14 protein-coding genes are annotated in these 18,874 nt (G+C 34.1%); 6 read left to right on the top strand and 8 right to left on the bottom strand.

The genetic code is table 11. From position 1 onward, the window contains the following. Positions 1 to 147 precede the first annotated feature (147 nt). Positions 148 to 549 (top strand): hypothetical protein, encoded by a 402-nt coding sequence (locus ACVCXO_RS15225; protein ID WP_452230450.1) that lies wholly within the window; start codon positions 148 to 150, stop codon positions 547 to 549. 202 nt (positions 550 to 751) lie between these two features. Further along, entirely contained in the window at positions 752 to 1,759 is a 1,008-nt protein-coding gene (locus ACVCXO_RS15220) for a lipase family protein (protein WP_452230449.1), read from the top strand. A 129-nt stretch (positions 1,760 to 1,888) separates the two neighbouring features. Here ACVCXO_RS15220 and dinB read toward each other — a convergent pair whose 3' ends face one another. Then, positions 1,889 to 2,986, bottom strand: a complete 1,098-nt coding sequence (gene dinB / locus ACVCXO_RS15215) for a DNA polymerase IV (RefSeq protein WP_452230448.1) — start codon at positions 2,984 to 2,986, stop codon at positions 1,889 to 1,891. A gap of 36 nt (positions 2,987 to 3,022) precedes the next feature. Here dinB and ACVCXO_RS15210 point away from each other — a divergent pair, with 36 nt between their 5' ends. The 3 genes from ACVCXO_RS15210 to ACVCXO_RS15200 are packed head-to-tail and all read left to right on the top strand — an operon-like array spanning position 3,023 to position 4,702. Continuing rightward, positions 3,023 to 3,685 carry a lysoplasmalogenase gene (locus ACVCXO_RS15210; RefSeq protein ID WP_452230447.1) on the top strand — a complete coding sequence of 221 codons (663 nt, stop codon included), beginning with the start codon at positions 3,023 to 3,025 and terminating at the stop codon, positions 3,683 to 3,685. Further along, positions 3,672 to 4,157 carry a CYTH domain-containing protein gene (locus ACVCXO_RS15205; RefSeq protein ID WP_452230446.1) on the top strand — a complete coding sequence of 162 codons (486 nt, stop codon included), beginning with the start codon at positions 3,672 to 3,674 and terminating at the stop codon, positions 4,155 to 4,157. The genes ACVCXO_RS15210 and ACVCXO_RS15205 overlap by 14 nt, the downstream gene beginning before the upstream one ends. A gap of 11 nt (positions 4,158 to 4,168) precedes the next feature. Continuing rightward, entirely contained in the window at positions 4,169 to 4,702 is a 534-nt protein-coding gene (locus ACVCXO_RS15200; RefSeq protein WP_452230445.1) for a YciI family protein, read from the top strand. Here the strand turns inward: ACVCXO_RS15200 and pbpC are convergent, their stop codons facing one another. From pbpC to ACVCXO_RS15185, 3 genes are all read right to left on the bottom strand, one after another. Beyond that, positions 4,703 to 7,051, bottom strand: coding sequence for a penicillin-binding protein 1C (pbpC, locus tag ACVCXO_RS15195; protein ID WP_452230444.1), 2,349 nt, complete (start codon positions 7,049 to 7,051; stop codon positions 4,703 to 4,705). 40 nt (positions 7,052 to 7,091) lie between these two features. Beyond that, on the bottom strand, positions 7,092 to 7,403 hold the full coding sequence (locus tag ACVCXO_RS15190) for an antibiotic biosynthesis monooxygenase family protein (protein WP_452230443.1): 312 nt from the start codon (positions 7,401 to 7,403) through the stop codon (positions 7,092 to 7,094). Between the two features lie 210 nt (positions 7,404 to 7,613). After that, positions 7,614 to 13,181, bottom strand: coding sequence for an alpha-2-macroglobulin family protein (locus ACVCXO_RS15185; protein WP_452230442.1), 5,568 nt, complete (start codon positions 13,179 to 13,181; stop codon positions 7,614 to 7,616). Between the two features lie 242 nt (positions 13,182 to 13,423). Between ACVCXO_RS15185 and amaB the strand changes: the two genes are divergently transcribed. Next, entirely contained in the window at positions 13,424 to 14,977 is a 1,554-nt protein-coding gene (gene amaB / locus ACVCXO_RS15180; protein ID WP_452230441.1) for an L-piperidine-6-carboxylate dehydrogenase, read from the top strand. A gap of 132 nt (positions 14,978 to 15,109) precedes the next feature. Here the strand turns inward: amaB and ACVCXO_RS15175 are convergent, their stop codons facing one another. The 4 genes from ACVCXO_RS15175 to ACVCXO_RS15160 all read right to left on the bottom strand — a co-directional run bounded on the left by ACVCXO_RS15175 (position 15,110) and on the right by ACVCXO_RS15160 (position 18,803). Then, complete coding sequence (locus tag ACVCXO_RS15175; RefSeq protein ID WP_452230440.1) at positions 15,110 to 15,403, bottom strand: hypothetical protein; 294 nt, start codon at positions 15,401 to 15,403, stop codon at positions 15,110 to 15,112. A 432-nt stretch (positions 15,404 to 15,835) separates the two neighbouring features. Next, the gene (locus ACVCXO_RS15170) at positions 15,836 to 16,969 is read right to left on the bottom strand and encodes a DUF5929 domain-containing protein (protein WP_452230439.1); all 1,134 of its coding nucleotides are present in this window, start codon (positions 16,967 to 16,969) and stop codon (positions 15,836 to 15,838) included. 35 nt (positions 16,970 to 17,004) lie between these two features. Next, entirely contained in the window at positions 17,005 to 17,757 is a 753-nt protein-coding gene (locus ACVCXO_RS15165) for an SDR family NAD(P)-dependent oxidoreductase (protein WP_452230438.1), read from the bottom strand. A gap of 179 nt (positions 17,758 to 17,936) precedes the next feature. Further along, positions 17,937 to 18,803 carry an aldo/keto reductase gene (locus ACVCXO_RS15160; RefSeq protein WP_452230437.1) on the bottom strand — a complete coding sequence of 289 codons (867 nt, stop codon included), beginning with the start codon at positions 18,801 to 18,803 and terminating at the stop codon, positions 17,937 to 17,939. Positions 18,804 to 18,874 lie beyond the last annotated feature (71 nt).

The following is an 18,874-nucleotide window of genomic DNA, read 5'->3' as shown; positions in this document are numbered from 1 at the left end:
TATTTAGACATATCGGTATTTATCTTTTCGTTTTAATGGACCAATTATTTAGATTGTTTCATTTCTATGTATTACAAACCATTTAGTAATTGAATTATAAATGGTACTTTTGTAGACTCAAATTGTTTATCCTTAATCCATAGTTTTATGCCATACCAAGATGTTTTAGTTCTTTTCTGGGAACAAGTAAAAGAAAGTGTTCAAGAAGGTCGCTTTGCAAAATTAACCATGGCTAAAACCATTGGGAAACTCGAATTGAAAAACATATTTGTAAGACCAATCTATTCCGAAGATGATTTTAAAGTCTTAGTAAAATTACGATACCGACCTAGAGAAGTAGAAGATGAAGAACAAGAACTTACATTAGAAGAAGCTTTTGTGTTTTTAAAACAATATTTACCAAAGCCTTTTATCTCTATTATTTTATTTACTACGACCAAGGACGTCATTTTTAAAATTAATAAAAAAGGAGTAGCTAGTATTACCGAGAATCCACCAACATTTCATGATGTTATAGAAGCTAAGAGTGATGGTTCCACTTCAGAATAAACCCGATTTTTGCTAGCAAATTCACAAATCATAGTCAGCCCAAAAATAAAAGCATCAATAATTTTGTATGTCTTTGTTTTTCAACGACTTGTGTTTTAAAATAATTTTATTTCTTATAATAGTCTAGGCTCTTTAATTTTATAAAGCATTCTTAGTATCTCCATTTTAAGTTATTTTACGTAGAAATAAACAACTAAAAGCCATGAAAAACTATCTCTACATTGTCAATTTGTTACTATTAATAACTGTATTCCTTGGATGTGAAACCGATGAAGATGCATTTACCAATCCAAATCAATCAGCCATCACACAACTTAAAAGTAGTGTAATAATCGAAGATGGCATTACTAGCAATTTTCAATCCTGGTTACAAGCCAATGGTTATGCGAATTATGACTTTTTAAGAGATGATTTAGTAGGTGGTAGTTTTGGAGGTAAAATTAATGCAACAGACCAAATTGTTAATCAACCAGTTATATTTATTCATGGAAATTCAGACAAAGCGCTTGGAGATGTTTTTGGGCAATCAGGCTGGACAGATTCTCGCGATTATTTTGTGTCACAAGGTTACAAAAATGTCGAATTATATGGATTTACTTGGGGTCCTGCAGATGCGTATCAATCTGGTTCGCAATACCATTCCTATGCATATCTTTCGCAAATAAGAGCATTTATTCAAGCCGTAAAAGCATATACTGGAGCTTCAAAAGTAGATATTATTGGGCATTCCATGGGAGTTACCTTAGGTCGAAAAGCTATTAAAGGAGGAACTGGTTATGATGCTGCAGTTGGTAATTACAATTTAGGAAGTTCATTAACTGCTTCTATAGATACGTTTGTTGGTGTTGCAGGAGCAAATCAAGGTTTGGTTTCTTGTTATCAGGTAAATGGTGCAACACCTACTTGTGATAATGATAATGGGTTGTATCCAGGATATTTATGGTGGGGTTTTGGTCCTTATGGTGTTTCCGACTATTTAGTGGATATTAATAGTACTACAGATTATGAAGGATCTCATGTATACTCCATTTGGTCTACTGTTGATGAAATTATTGGTTATGGAAACATGGTTTACGGCAAATATACTTCTAGAATTCCTGGGCAAGATGGAGAAAAGAAATATAGTTCAGTTCCTTATGGACATTTTAACTTAAAAGATATGACGGCAGCGGTTCAGTATCAAATGGTGAAAAATCATAATATACCATAAATTCGCTCTACTAAAAAAATGGTCAGAATTTGTATGGGTTCTGACTTTTTTATATTTAGAATTAGTTTGTAATTTTCATAAATGACACCTATTTCCAAGTTCGTATATTTTTCTCAAAAACCCTACTGCTTAAAAATCAAACCGCAACTGCACACTTACCTCTTTCTCAACCTTCTTTACTTTTTTTTCTGTATTGAGGTTAGATAAAGAAATACCAAGCAATCGTACCGAATTACTCATTTTTTCTTGATACAATAAATCTTTTGCAGTTTCTAAAATGATACTGGCATCACTTATAAAGTAGGGCAGGGTTTTACTTCTAGTTTGTAGTGTGAAATCACTGTATTTAATTTTTAGGGTTACCGTTTTTCCGGCAACGTTACTTTTATTTAAACGTCTAGAAACTTCTTCGGCAATATGTTCTAGTTTCTCCAACATAAAAACTTCGGAAGAAAGGTTTTCAGTAAACGTACGTTCTGCAGCAAGGGATTTTCTAATTCTATTTGGTTTTACTTCACTATTGTGTATTCCTCGAACAATATAATAATAGTAACGTCCCGATTTTCCGAAGTTTTCATCTAGAAATTCGAGCGTTTTCGATTTTAAATCCTTTCCTGTAAAGATGCCTTTTTGATACATTTTTTCCGCAGTAACTTTTCCAACGCCATAAAATTTCCGAATATCTAATACTTCTAAAAAGGCCAAAACATCTTCGGGATTCACTGTTTTTTGTCCGTTAGGTTTATTGTAATCACTAGCAACTTTGGCCACAAATTTATTAATGCTAATTCCTGCTGAAGCCGTTAAACCAACCTCATTAAAAATACGTTCTCTAATTTCTTCAGCAAGTTTGGTAGCACTTGGGTTTCCTTTTTTATTTTCGGTAACATCTAAATACGCTTCATCTAAAGAAAGTGGTTCTACCAAATCGGTATAATCGAAAAAAATCTTTTTTACTTGTTTCGATATTTCGGTATATCTATCAAATCTAGGTTTTACAAAAATAAGATGCGGACAGTTTCGTTTTGCTTGTGCGCCACTAATAGCACTTCGTACACCAAATTTTCTAGCTTCATAGCTTGCAGCACTTACCACACCACGAGTTCCGCCACCACCAACAGCAACTGGTTTTCCGCGTAGTTCTGGGTTATCCATTTGCTCTACAGAAGCATAAAATGCATCCATATCGACATGAATAATTTTTCGTATTGGTAAATCGCTTGACATGATGTAAATTTAGACAATAATAGAATGACACGATTCATGAAAAAAAGTATTCTTCTAATTTTAATAGTAATTTCTGTAATCTGCACGATCGTTTCGTCTTATACGGATATAGAAATAATGCATTATATTTTTAAACCATTGTCTACCATACTAGTTATCTTATTACCTGTGTTGTATGCTAAAAACGGATTAAAGCCATATAAAAATATCATACTTATTGGTTTGGTGTTTTGCCTAATTGGAGATATATTTTTAATGTTTGATACGTATTTTATTTTTGGTTTAGCATCGTTTTTAATTGGTCACGTGTTTTTTATATATGCATTTGCTAGCATTCGAGGATTTTCTTGGAATGTAAAAACCTTAATACCGTTAGTGCTTGTTGCGGGTCTTATCTTTTTTAATTTAAAAGACCATTTAGGCGACTTACTAATTCCAGTAATTCTATATGTAACGTGTATTGTGCTCATGGCCTGGCAAGCAATAAATGTATATGTGTGGAAAAAAGAATATGGCTTTTTGCTCATCGCCATTGGTGCATCTTTGTTTCTGGTTTCGGATGCTGTTTTATCCTATAGAAAATTTATTGGTGATTTTACTATCGCACAATTTTTGGTTTCTAGTACCTATTGGACAGCAATTACCTTAATTTCGCTTTCTACAATTTATATTAATAAGAAATCAAGTGCAGCAATCTAATTTAGAAATAGAACGTAAGTTTTTAGTGAGATCTACTGCGTTTAAAACGGAAGCCTTTAAACATACAAAAATTGTTCAAGGGTTTTTAAGTACGAATAAAAAACGAACCGTTCGCGTAAGGCTAAAAGGAGAACAAGGTTTTCTAACCATAAAAGGAGCGTCTTCTAAAAACGGTTTATCTCGTTTTGAATGGGAAAAAGAAATCTCTAAAATGGAAGCAGAAGACCTTTTAAAATTATGTAAAAAAGGAATTATTGATAAAATACGATATGAAATTAAAGTAGAAAACCATATTTTTGAAGTAGACGAATTTTTCGGTAAAAACGAAGGTTTAATTGTAGCTGAAGTAGAATTAGAAGCAGAAGAGGAAATCTTCACAAAACCAAATTGGCTTGGTAAAGAAGTTACAGGAAATATAAAATATTACAATTCACAACTAAGTAGCAAACCATTTACTACTTGGGAAAAATAAAAATGAAATCCATGAAACAATTTATAATTTTAATTTTTGCTTTAGCAACTGTTGTCGCTTGTAAAAAAGAAAATAAAGAGGCTATAGACCAAATTTCAACGGTTCCTAATACCGAAGTGGTAGAAGAAGTAATAGATGCCGTTGTAGAAGTAAAACAATCTGCTGCAGCTCTTAAAGCAGAATTAAAAGCGAAAGGATATGAGACTTTTGATTACGTAGATAAAAAAACACAAGACACCGTAATCATGCAAAAGTACTTTATGGCATTTTTAAAAACCGGACCAATAAGAAGTCAGAATGAAGAGGTAGATAAAGGGTTACAAGAAGAACACTTAGAACATTTAAGTAGAATGTACGACGAAGGCTTTGCTGATTTAATAGGTCCTTTTGGAGACGATGGCGATATTCGTGGTATTGCTGTATATAACGTACCAACTAAAAAAATGGCAGATAGCTTGGCTAATTTAGATCCTATGGTGCAAGCTGGTCGTTTAAAAATTGAAATGCATCCTTGGTGGTGTGCAAAAGGACAATCTTTACGCTAGTTATTTAGAGATAGTAATCTGGCGCTTGGTTTCATTACCAAAAGTATCGACAACAGTAATCACATGTTTTCCTACTTTGGGCAAAATAGCCAAATCGTGAATATCTTTTGTAGTGCCAACAAAAACCGCGTCGACATACCAAAATAAAGTAGTTTCTGGTTTAGAATGCGCAATTTTTAAAACCAACTCATTCGTGTTCCCATCAAAATCCTTTGGTAAAAAAACGGTTGTATTTTCTTTCGGATAAATAAACTGCATCGAAATACTATTATCGCCCATACAATCCCTTCTAAATCTAGGTAAAGGTTTGTAAAAAGGGTTTTTCGTTTTGTAATAAAACGCCATTAAAGGGGGAAGCACAAACCAGGATTTGTTCTCTATATTACTAATGTCTTCGCAAGAGGAATTTACTTGGTATTGCAGGTTTTTATCTAAATGTACTAACACGTGATACGGACAAGGTTTTGTTTTTAATCCGCTAACTTGTATGAATTTATTTTGGGTTTCTTCACAGTTTTCTGTCGCTCTGTAACCACTTTTTGCGCAAATAGAAACTTCTTGCATCTCATCAAAAGGTTTTGCAAACCAATCGCTATTTGGTAGTACATCAAAAACATCAAATAAAATTGGAGCAGCAGTTTGCACACCAACCAAACCAGGACGTCCTTCGCCATCTGCATTTCCAACCCAAACGCCTACCACGTAATCTTTGGTGGTTCCAATAGCCCAAGCATCCCGAAAACCAAAACTAGTTCCTGTTTTCCAAGCTATTTGTTTCGAGCCGTCAAAAAACTCCCAACTCTCATCACTTTCTGGCCGGTTTACTTCTTTTAAACTTTCGTAAGTAAGATAAATGGAAGCTGCATCAAATACTATTTTGCCAGAAGTTTTCTTTCCGAAATCTATTTCTTCCGAAGCTAAAAAAGTAGGTTCACAAAATTCATTGGTAAAATATTGACTCGAATTTTCGCTGTAATGATTTACAGTGGAAGATAATGACGCGTAACTTTTACACAAATCCCAAAGATTACTTTCTGCACCACCAAGAACTAAGGTGAGTCCGTAATGATTGGCGTTGTATTTTAAATCTTTCAGCTTTAATTCTTTTAAATAATGGTGAAATCTATCTAAACCAAACTCCTGAAGCATACGAACAGCAGGAACGTTTAAAGAACGCGATAACGCTCGGCTCGCAGGAACTGCACCATCATATTCCTTATTAAAATTCACTGGAGAATAGCTGCCGTATTGCGTTGGCACATCGGCAATTAATGTGTTTGGTAACAAGTCGCCAGAATCTAACATCGCGGCATACAAAAAGGGTTTTAAAATGCTTCCTGTACTTCTCGGTTTATCTATAATATCTACATCTTTTTGATGCGCTCTATCGGTTGGCGCGTTACCAACATAAGCTAAAACTTGTCGGGTTTTTACATCTAAAACTAAAACAGACATGTTATAGATCTCGTTTTGCTTTAACAAGTTGTAATGATTTTTTACAATGGCATTGGTTTGTTTTTGTAATCTAGAATTAATGGTCGTTTGTGTCCGTTTTCCATAATTCGTTTGCGCTACTTTTTGTAATAAATGTGGTGCAGTTTGTGGTAACGGATATGGCTTTTGTGGCAAACCTTCTGCAATAGATAAATTATAGGTTAACGAATCTATAATCTCTTTTTCTAATAATTTTTTAAGTAAACGGTTTCGTTTTTTAAGTAAACGTTCTTGATTTTTTCCGGGATAAATAAGGCTTGGTGCATTTGGTAACACAGCTAAAGTGGCACTTTCTGCCCAAGATAATTGGTTAGCATTTCTATTAAAATATCGCCAAGAAGCGGCATCTATACCAACTACATTTCCGCCAAAAGGAGCATGACTACTATAATATGCTAAAATCTGTTCTTTGCTTTCGCGGAATTCTAATCGCGTCGCTAGAATCATTTCTTTAATTTTTTCAAAATAGGTTCTAGACTGCCCTTTTCTAGAAAGTCGGATCACTTGCTGTGTAATCGTACTTCCTCCTCGTTTTACTTCTCCAGATTGCATGTTTTGTTTCAATGCCTTAAAAATAGAAATAGGATTGAACCCTGGATGCTTGTAAAAATATTCATCTTCAAACTGAATAATACAGGTTTTAAATTTTTCTGGTACGCTATCGTTTTGTGGAAATCGCCATTGTCCATCTTTAGCAATTTGTGCACCAAGCAATTGGTTGTTCGCACTGGTTATTACGGTTGCGGTTGGATCTTTAAAAAGCTGTTTTGGTAAACAGAAATAATAGGCAAGTAAAAGCACAGTAAGAATTACTGTTTTTATTTTATGTTTTTTTATGAAGTTTATTATTTTCAATATAAAAGATTACCACGTTGTTTCTTTCCTAATAAAAGGATTAACTATTAAAATCATACTCACGTTCTACTTTGCAAATCCGAACGTTATACCGGCTGTACCAATCTTGCCTTCCTTTTCGTTGTGCTTGTACATGTTCACTTTGTTGTTTCCAGTTTTTAATATCTTCTAGAGTTTCCCAATAACTTACTGTAATACCAATTTCATTTCTAGCAGATTCTATACCAATAAAACCCTTTTGATGTTTGGCAAGTGTTTCCATTTTATCAGCCATTTCGGCATAGCCTTCTGTATTTTTATTTTGTGTGGAAGTGAAAATTACGGCGTAATAGGCTTTCAGTTTATTATTCATAAAGACAATTTCTTTTTATCCCAAGTTAAAATGGGGTGCAATTTTTTTAATTTATTTTGGCGTTACCTAAAGGTCAGGCTTTCACTTCTCGCTCTCTGCGAGGAGCTCAAACAAACCGTTCTATCCTTAACGCACTAATCAGCCTTATTTTTTTTAAAATTAAAAACCAGTGCTTTTCTGTTATGAGATTCCCGCCTGCGCAGGAATTGGTTACTTCTCAACGACAACCCAACGCCCTTTATTCCTTACTAAAAACTCATTATCATACATCGCTTCTGCTTGGACTCCAGGTAAATAGTACGTTCCTAAGTATGCTGCATTCAGCATGACATTAAAGGTATTGGTATCGTATTTTCCTTTTTTATTTAAATCGAAATAGAAATTCACGCGATCATCACGAATATCTGTAAACCTAGCTTGGCTAGTAGTACTGCTTCCAAAGGCTGTAAAACGTGTGTTTACAATTTCCCAGCCAGAAGGAAAAATCTGTGTAAGCGCCACATCATTTACTTTTTCATTTTTAAGATTACTCACTTTAACGGTTGCCACAAAATCTTGACCTTGATGTAGTTTAGAAATATCAATAGTATTTCCTTGTAAATCTTTATACACCACAGAAACACTCAAACCACGTTGTTCTGTGAGCTCTTTTCCTAAAGGCAGTTTACCAGAATTTAATACACGAACATAAACCACATTCGCTTGGTTGTTTTTTAAGGTAAACGAATTACTGCCGTCTTTAACTACTAAATCACGTTGGGCAATAGCGCTTTTTGTATCTATTTCTTCTGTTTTTCCGTTTAATGTATATTGGACTTTAAGTGCTTTTCCGCCATTAGCTTCCACCATTTTTGCCACTGCTAATAAACTATATGCAGTGGTTTGTGTACTCATCCATCTATCTTTAGATAATTCTTTCGCAATGGTTTTAGCCAATTCTCTAGCGCGTGGATCTTTGGTGATTACCATGGTTTCTAAAGCCATAGCACGATTTCTGTTTACAGAACCATAGGTATAGTAATTATACTTTGGGGTTAAGAATTCAATATTTGCTGTTTTAGAAATTTGAGTACTTGCTTCGCTCTGCCCTGCTAATGCATAAGCAGCCGCCAAACGCCATTTTGCTTCGTTAGAGATTTCAGTAAATTCACGAAGTCTATTCATCGCAGCTAAATCTGGACTACCAGCTAAAGCCAACGTATATAATCTATACGCTTGCGCAAGATCGGAGTTATAGTTTTTATAACTTGGTCTCCAGTCACGAGCAGCTTGTTTTTGGTAGGCAATCCAATTACTTTTAAAGGTAAGCGGAAGCACAAACCCTTTCTTTTCGGCTTCTATCATAAAATGTCCAGCGTAACTTGTTCCCCAATTGTTCGCATTATTTTCTCCCATCCAATAGCTCATTCCGCCATTTGGTCTTTGAAAGAATCCTAAACGTTTAATACCATCTTCAATATTCGATTGTATTTCCTGTTTCTTTTTAAAGGTTAAATCAAAAATTTCTTGCAAGTATAACTGCGGAAAAACGCCTGATGTTGTTTGTTCTACACACCCATGCGGATATTGAACAAGATATTGTAATCTTCTAGAGAAATCCATTGGCGGCATGGTGGAAAACTCAACCGTTGCACTATTGGTTCCAACAACTCCGAAGGTTGTAAAATCTATATTTTCGGAAGCATTTGCTGCTAACGTTTTATCTAAAGCTACAGAAGAAATCGGATTGGTGTTTACCACATCTAATTCTACTTTATATGTAGATTTTTCACCATTTCCACTAGCAATTACTTCTACAGTATTTATACCTTTTGCTTTACTAACATCTAGTTCAAAATAAACCATTTGTTCATCCGGTTTTGCAAAAGTTAATGCTTGGGTTTTACTACCAACGACTTTGATTCCATCGCTTAATTTTAAGCTTATGTTTACGTTTTTAATATTTGGTTCCATAGCAAAAACAGTAACTGGAAGTGTTACTTTTTCGCCCGGACTTAATTTCCGCGGAAGCGTTGCCAATACCATTAAAGGTTTTTTTACCTGTACGGTTTTGTCTGTGCTACCATACGCTTCATTCGTTATATCTCCTGCAACTACCATCGTTCTTACCGAGCCAATATAGTTTGGCATTTTAATTTTATGCACTTTATTGTCACCAGCATTTAGTTGAAAAGGGCCTAAAAAGGTTACCACAGGTTTGAATCTATTTGCTTTTTTATTTTTCCCATCTGCAGCAGCGCCATCTCCACCGATAGCAAATATTTGATCTATACTTCCAGAATAGGCACCAATTACATCATCAAAAACATCCCAAGTTTTTACACCTAAAGCTTCCCGTTTGTAAAATTCACTCCATGCATTTGGTGTTTTAAAACGTGTTAAGTCTAGCAAACCTTCCTCTACCATTGCGATAGTATAGGTCATTGCTTTGTTGTTTTTTTCAGAAACAAAAACTTCAAATTCTTGTTCTGGACGCAATACACTTGCCATTTTTAATTGTGGTTCTAATTTGGTATTTGGATCTTCCACCATAATTGGAATCACACCATACAAACGAATTGGTAAATCGTTAGCGGTAATAGCGTGTGGTTGTAATAGCGAAATATTTACAAACACATTAGGAGCCATTTTTGCTGTGATGGGAATCGTGACTGTCGTTTCTCCTTTGGTGGTTTTTACCCATTTATGTTCTAGTACTTCTGTGCCATTTTCTATGCTTACCAATGCACGACCTTCGCTACCAGAAGGAAATGTAATAGTAGCTGTTTCACCAACATTATAGTTTTCTTTATCGGAAGCAAAAGCTAACATTTTTGCAGCTTCTTTGTCTCCAGAAGGTGTATACCAGTTTTTATAAAAGTACGCTGTTCGCCCTGTTGCATGTCCGCTTATTGGATCGAATACACGAATAAGGAAACGTCCTTTATCATTTTCAGGAATGTTTAATGTGAAACTAGTTTTACCATTCGCATCGGTATTTAGCTTCATGTTTTTATACGCTTGATGGTATGTGCTTGAAGTGTATGAGGATAAATTATCATAAGAAGAGTTCCACCACCAACGCCAGTTTATTTTGTACACTTTTACCTCTAAGCCATTTCGTTTTACTGGTTTTCCTTTTGCGTCTACTACAACAATATCAAATTTTTGATTTTCGTTGGTCACAAAAGAGCCATAGCCTTTTCCTTTAGGTGATTTTAAACCGACAAAAGAATTATAAGGCGCATATTGTTTTGTGAAAGCATCCATAGAGAAATCGCCACCATTTTCGAAAGCACGGACTAAAAATTGAGCATTTAACATTCCTGGGGCATTACTACCAACAGTTAGCTTATTGGTGATATCTGCCAATCCTTCTTCGTTAACATTACTATCAAAAATGACGATTTCTTCCGTAGAAAAAGAACGGGAAGGATCTCTAAACACATAATCAGAATAATTTTTAAAGCTGGTATACGCATTGCTGAATTTTGCTTTAATTTCGGTTCTAACATTTTTTGCAGGAGCACCATGTAGCCATTTTACATCTAGTTTTCCGTTTAACGGATTTTCTCCAGAAAGCACCTCATCTTCAAAGTCGATTTTAATCTTTAAACGATTTGGTTTTACCGTTTCAATGTTTAAGTTCTTATAAAAAGTAGCTCCACCAACCGAAACTTTGGCATTCCAGTTTCCTGTTTTATCTTCAGTAGAAGTAGGAATCGGAAAAGTATAGAGATTGTTGAGGTTGTTAGAGGTAACCTTTCTGTACGCTAGTTTCCCGTTAGCATCTGTAATTTCCATTTTTACAGGATGCGCTTTTGGGAGTTTGTTTCCTGCATCATTCAACATAAAAGATAAATGCAAAGTATCTCCAGGTCGCCAAACACCGCGTTCGCCATAAATGTAGCCTTTTAATCCACGTTGTATGTGGTTTCCAGAAACATCAAACTTGCTTAAGGATAATGAATTACCATCGTTTAGTTTGATATAACTCGTGTTATTCCCTTTGGAGATGATTGCAAAAGCAGCATGATTTTCTACAAGAATAGTAGCTAGTCCTTCTGTATCTGTTTTGGTTTTTGCAATTTCTTGTTGCTGAAAATTATAGATGGCAACCGTTGCACCAGCTTCTGGATTGGTATCTAAAATATTAGTTACGGCGAAGTAATAATTGTTGTTTGCACCTTTTTTAGCAATCACACCAATATTGGATGCCAATAAGTTTTGTGCAACTGTTTGGTTGTTGTAATACGCTTCTTTACAGGGATTGTTTCTATCGTTCCAACGGTAATAATCATTGCGATAGCTGTAGGTTAGATTGTCCCAGTATGCTTCTTCGCGAAGGTCTTCATCTTCGGTTGAAGATTCATTATAGTCATTATAATAGTCTTCTTCGTAGTATTCGTCTTCATAATAATCGTCGTTGTCTTCCGAATTTGTAATGTTTTGATTGCCATCACAATTGTACAAAGCGTATTCCTTTTTCATTTCTAATTCTACACGATAGATTGCTCCGGGATCGGCTTTCATGTATTTTGATAAATCGATGCTATAGGTTTTCCATTTCCCAGTGTTTTGTGATTCATCTTGCAATGTAATGGTTTGCTTTGCTATTCTTCTTCCAACACGTCTTACGTCATTTCTATTGGTATTGTTTAGGTTGTTGTCTTGTAAAAACTGAAGCACATTGTCTTCAAAAATCTTAATAATTCGAACATCTACCGCTTTTAAATTTACCGCTTCAAAATTGAATTTTAGCTCTTTTGAGTTTGGTAAAATAACACCATTACTTATGAGTCTAATTTGTGGTTTTTCGTCTTCAAAAGCAATTGTTTCAGAAAATGGTTTCTTTAGTTTATAGCCTTCGGTATTTATTATTCCTTGAAAAACATCTACTTGAATATTACCAACAATTTTAGTGTTTGGATATACTTTTAAAACATTACCATCTACAATATATTTCGGGTTTTTCACATTCTGAATCGTTACCAAGCCATCAAAATTTTGTTGCTTCTTTAAAGGATCTGAAAAATTGATAGATACGTATTGTTCTGGAGTTTGTACAACATCAACTTTAGTAATGGTGAAGTTGTTTTTACCAGGAATGTTAACGGTGTTTTCTCCAGAATTATCTGCTTTAATACTTTTTCCGTTCCAGGTTACTAGTATCTGCCTGTCTTCTGTCAAGCGATGAATACTGTCAATTTTAAATTCGAAAATTTTCTCTTTTTTATAAGGTTCATTCCAAACTATGGCTAAATCTTTTCCGCTTTGCGATGCTTCTACAAGTTGTTTTGCTTCTTCCAAAGAAATAATATCTGCAGCACGAACAACCCCTTCTAAATATTGCCACTCTTTGCTATAGGATTGTAAATTATTGGTAACGATATTAAAATTTGGGGTAATGGTTTTAAACTGAAACGTGTATGTTTTAAAGTCTGCAGGAATGTTATTGAAAATCTTATCCAGTTTCACATCTACCGTATATTCTGTGTCTGCATCTAAAGCTTCATCTGGAACAAAACGTAACGAATGTTTATTGTTTACTAGTAGTTTTCCAGAAACAGAAGGTTTAATAGAAACGATGTTTTCTGTGATCTCTTGGTTTATTTCCCAAGCTTCTACATCATTTGCTAAATTAATTTCAATAGCATTTGCCACAGAAACACGACCAGAAGTGGTATAACTTATGTAGTCTTTAAATTGGAATAGATTATCTGTTTCTACAACCTTCTTTTTACATGAAAATGCTAAAGTTAGAAGGAAAACTATAGCAAGAAACTTCTTGATGTGCATAATAATTAATTTTTAATGTGAATGACTATTAAAAGGGTGTAATACAATTCCTGTTAATATAGATACTCTTTAAATAAACACTTTGGATTTTGGTTGTTGTTAAATTGTTCATAAAGTTAAGCAAAGAAGCAATTTTTGATACTTTTTAAAACGAATATTTTTAAGATTTATTTCTGAATAGCAACGGTTAAATAATTAGTATCTTTGCAGGAAATTAAATAATTCATAAAAAACAAACATATATGGGAGCTATTTCTACAGATTTCGGAATGGATAAAGCATTAAAAGCATTAGGTGTTGAAGCTGTTAATAATGGAACTTCAACCGGTTCTAATAATTTTTCTAATGGCGATGTTATTGAATCCTATTCTCCAGTAGATGGAAAACTAATAGGTAAAGTAAAAACGACAACAAAAGAAGATTATGAAAAAGTGATGGATGCTGCTACAAAAGCATTTTTATCTTTTAGAAATATACCTGCTCCGCAACGTGGAGAAATTGTTCGTCAGTTTGGAAATAAATTAAGAGAATTAAAAGAACCTTTAGGAAAGTTAGTTTCTTACGAAATGGGAAAATCTTTGCAAGAAGGTTATGGAGAGGTTCAAGAAATGATTGATATCTGTGATTTTGCAGTTGGTTTATCTAGACAATTAAACGGGCAAACGATTCCTTCAGAAAGACCAGGACACGTAATGAGAGAACAATGGCATCCAATAGGTGTTGTTGGTATTATCTCTGCATTTAATTTCCCTGTTGCAGTTTGGGCTTGGAATACAGCTTTAGCTTGGATTTGTGGGGATGTTTGTGTTTGGAAAGGTTCTGAAAAAGCACCTTTATGTACCGTTGCGTGTCAAAATATTATAGCAGGAATTTTAAAAGAAAATAATTTACCAGAAGGTATTTCTAGTATTATAAATGGAGATTACAAAGTAGGTGAAATGATGACAAAGGATTCAAGAATTCCATTGGTGTCTGCTACAGGATCTACAAGAATGGGAAGAATAGTTGGTGCAACTGTTGCAGAACGTTTTGGGAAATCTTTATTAGAATTAGGAGGAAACAACGCGATTATTATTACACCAACTGCAGATTTAAAAGTGGTAGTTCCTGGTGCTGTATTTGGTGCTGTTGGAACTTGCGGACAACGTTGTACTTCTACAAGAAGATTAATTATTCACGAATCGGTTTACGATAAAGTAAGAGATGCTATTGTTGGTGCTTATGGGCAATTAACTATTGGAAATCCTTTAGATGAAAAGAATCATATTGGACCATTAATCGATCACGATTCTGTAAATACGTATTTGGCTGCTATTGAAAAAGCAAAAGCGGAAGGCGGAAATGTATTAGTTGACGGTGGTGTTTTAGAAGGCGAAGGATATGAATCTGGTTGCTATGTAAAACCAGCAATTATTGAAGCGGAAAACCATTTTGAAATTGTACAACACGAAACATTTGCTCCAATTTTATATTTAATGAAATATTCTGGAGAAGTAGAAAATGCTATTGCAAAACAGAATGGTGTTGTTCAAGGATTATCTTCAGCAATCATGACCAATGAATTGAAAGAAGCAGAGAAATTTTTATCTTATGCGGGTTCAGATTGTGGTATCGCAAATGTAAACATCGGAACTTCTGGTGCGGAGATTGGTGGTGCTTTTGGTGGTGAAAAGGAAACAGGTGGTGGACGTGAGTCTGGATCTGATGCTTGGAAAGTATACATGAGAAGACAAACAAATACCGTAAACTATTCCGACGAATTACCTTTAGCACAAGGAATTAAATTTGATTTATAGTAGCTATTAAATCTAAATACATATATATAAAGGCCACATCATTCGATGTGGCTTTTTTTTGTTTAAGACTAAAATGACAACTACCAAAGGTATTTAATATGGTAACATTAATTTAGAAAGAGATAGTATTCTTTATCTAGTGAATACGAATTCGCCCGCTTCTGCACCATCGGCATCAAGGGATCCTAATAGTAAATCTGTAGTTGAAATTTCTTTTATTTTGAATACTACTAAAGCAGAGCTAGATATGGTTAGATGAATGGTTTCATTATCTGCTAACAAAATATAGGTTCCTTCTAATAATCCCCCAGAAAGACAGTCGCCACTACCACTATGTACATAAAAGGTTTCTGAAGCAAAGTTGGCATCTGTTTTAAAATCAAAATAAGAAGTTGCCTTACATGGCGTAGCTCCTTCTATCACCATAAGCCATTTCTGCGCTAATAGATCTTGTGTTGTAGCTGCTGGTTCGTTTCCGTTATCATCATTGCTTTCACAGCTAAAAAAGGTTATAGAAAGTAATATACTTAATGTAATGTGTTTTAAAGTTTTTATAGTATTGGGTTTCTAAGTTTCCTTTTAATAATTGAAGTTTTCGAAGGTTAACATTATTTAATCCTTAATTAAATAAGATGCGATTCCCTAAAAAGGAATGTATTCTGAAAATAGAAATTTAAAAATCAGCCAAAAAAAAACCTTGAATCCATTTTTAAATAAATAAAAAAGGAACAAGGTTTAAAGTACTCTGTTGATTAATAGCGGAGTAAATATATGGCAGTCAGTTTGATAATTATAAGCTAAATATATGTTTGGTAGTGAAAACTATATAATTGGTATTGTTTTTTGTATAGTTGGTATTTAGCTATATTTCACTTTTCGTAAAATGCGTAGCGATTCTTTAAAAAAGAGGTAAGCCTCTTCGCTATATGTTTTTAAAAAAGGTTTGGCTTCTGTAAGTTTATCTATAGCTTCTTGAAAATCATTTAAATAACAGATTAAATAGGTTTCTGGAAGATTCATTAAATCGGCCTCTTCGTTTTTATTGAGTTTTTGTCCTTTTTTTAGTTTTTCTAATAAAGTATTGTTAGCATTATAGATATGATGCAATACTTTTTTATCTAATTGAGGCGCTTCAAAAAGCAGGTTAGTTTCAATAGTATAGCTTGCGTTGTTTTCAAAATGGATTAAAGTTTCTTCTAGAGGATAGTGTTTAGAGGTGTTTTGTAGGCTAAGGTTTACATATTCAATAATTTTAAAACTATCTTCGTTATAGCTTATTGCTACTTCATCTAAAGTGGAAAAAAACAAACGTACTTGCTCGTTTACCATTTCAATATCTACTCTAGAATAAAATGTTTCTTTGTTTACCATTTTCTTTTGTCCGGACCAGCAAAGCACAAAATATTCTTTAAACACTTTGTATTTCGGGTTATAATCTTTCCGCTTATTTAAAAAAGTGAAAACACCATCAAGCGTGTGTTGTATATTGTTTTGAGAATGATTTTCAATAGCGGCAACAATTTTAGAATTTACATCTATAATATCACTTTTAAAAACCTTTGGCATGCTTATGCTTCCATCTCTAAAAAAGACCGTTCCTCCATAATATTTCCAAATGTTTTTGCGAAGTGATGTTAAGCCATCAATCGCTCGAATGGTAACCAAGCCTACTACTTTATTACCTGACAAATGCGGAAAAGGAATATTCTCATACTGTACTATTGGCGGATTGGTTAAGTATGCATTTATTAAATTCTGAATTTTAGAATCATCAAAAAAGTCGACTCCAACAATAGTATTGTCTTCATCTTCTACGCCAATTACTATATACGAGTTGTTTTTCGGATTGCTATTAGAAAGTGCACAAACGTGTTTTAAAAATTTCGCTTTTCCTTCTTTTTGATCAATATTTATTTTTCGCTTTTTATCATAAAAACTGTTCTCATCGTTGTGAGCAAGTAGGTTTTTAATAAGCAAGCGTTTGTTGATCATGGTAACTTTCCACAAAAGTGGGAATCTCTTATTAATTAAATATTTTTCTTTACAATAGTGCTACTAGCCTGAGCGGTACAAAACACCAACACATCTGCAATATTTACATGTGCAGGACGTGTGATTGCAAAATAAATAATATCTGCAATATCTTCTGGTTGCAATGCTTTGTAGCCTTTGTATACGTTATCTGCAATAGCATCTCCTTTAAAACGGACTTGCGAAAATTCGGTTTCTACTAATCCGGGATTAATAGCACCAACTTTTATTCCGTATTGGTTGAGATCCATTCGCATACCTTCCGTAATGGCTAGAACAGCGTGTTTACTACCGCAATACACGTTTCCTTTTGGATACACTTCTTTTCCAGCAGAAGAACCAATATTTATAATATGACCAGAATTTCTTTCTGTCATTATAGGAATTACCGCTTTACTCACATACAGTAATCCTTTTACATTAATATCTAGCATCGCATCCCAATCGTCTAGATTTCCAGTTTCAATGGGATCTAAACCATGTGCATTTCCTGCATTATTTATTAAAATATCTATTTGTTTAAAATCTTCAGGAAGCGAATCAATAGCGCTAAAAACAGCATCTTTATCGCGTACATCAAAATTTAAAGTATACACGTTGGTTTGTGTATTTAGCTTTTCTTGTATCGTGTCTAAACGATCTTGTCTTCTTCCGCAAAGGATAAGGTTAATACCGTGTTTTGCTAACTCATGCGCTGTTGCTCTACCAATGCCACTGGTTGCTCCTGTTATTAATGCTGTTTTTTTCATTTAAAAATTTATTTTTCATTTCCACGAAAGTGGTACTGTTTTACTTTTTTATATTAAAACCGAGTAAGCAACTGCCTACTGCGACCAAACACTACTAACCTTTTTAAGGTGGTTATTAATCTTTTGCAAAGCAAGAATATAGTTTCAATTTATGAGATTCCTGCCTTCGCAGGAATGTATTATGGTACCTTATGTCCTTGGCAAGCCTCTAAAATTTTAAACCAATCTTCTAATTCTAATTTTATGTTAGTTGCTTTTACTGCATTTTCTATTCGCTTAGCGTTGGTGGTTCCTATTACAGGACGAATACCGGCTGGATGTTTTAAAGTCCAAGCGAGTAAAAGCTGATCTTCGGTAGCATTATACTTTTCTAATAAGTCACCAAGTTGTTTGTGTATGCGTCTGGTTTGTTCGGTATCTTCTCTAAAAACGACACCTAAAGGAGACCAAGCCATTGGTACGATATTGTTTAGCATCATTTGATCTAAAATACCATCATGCATCGCTTCGTGTTCTGTTAAGGAAAACGCTATTTGATTTACCGAAACTTCTGTGTATTTCGAAATTAAATCTACTTGTGATGTGGTAAAGTTAGAAACACCAAAATCTTTTATTTTTCCTTGCGCTTTTAAAATAGAAACCGCTTCTGCAATTTCATCTGGTTGCATTAAAGGACTAGGTCTGTGTAATAAAAAGAGATCTAAATAGTCTGTTTTTAGGTTTTTTAGCGATTCTTCCGCTGACCAAATGATATAGTTTTTACTAAAATTGTAGTGTTTTACTTCATTTTTACGATTTTCACTGACTAATTGAATACCACATTTGCTAATTAATTGCATTTTTTCTCGTGCGATGCCGCTTTCCGAGAAAGCGTTACCAAAAGCAGTTTCTGTAGTATAACTCCCATAAATATCGGCATGGTCAAAACTACTGATGCCTTGTGAGACACAATGATTTAGGGTTGTAATCATCTCTTTTTTAGAGAGTTGCTTGCCCCAATCTCCCCAAGTCATGGTTCCTGCAATAATTTTTGAAAATGATTTCATTGTAAATTTTTTGTTTTGAACATTAAAAATAGAAAAGTAAAACTCTTAAACATATATTAAACACTACAACT

The sequence above is a fragment of the Lacinutrix sp. MEBiC02404 genome (genome assembly GCF_053601575.1).
The sequence above is the reverse complement of the archived record's forward strand: the minus strand, read 5'-3'. Positions and strand labels throughout refer to the sequence as shown.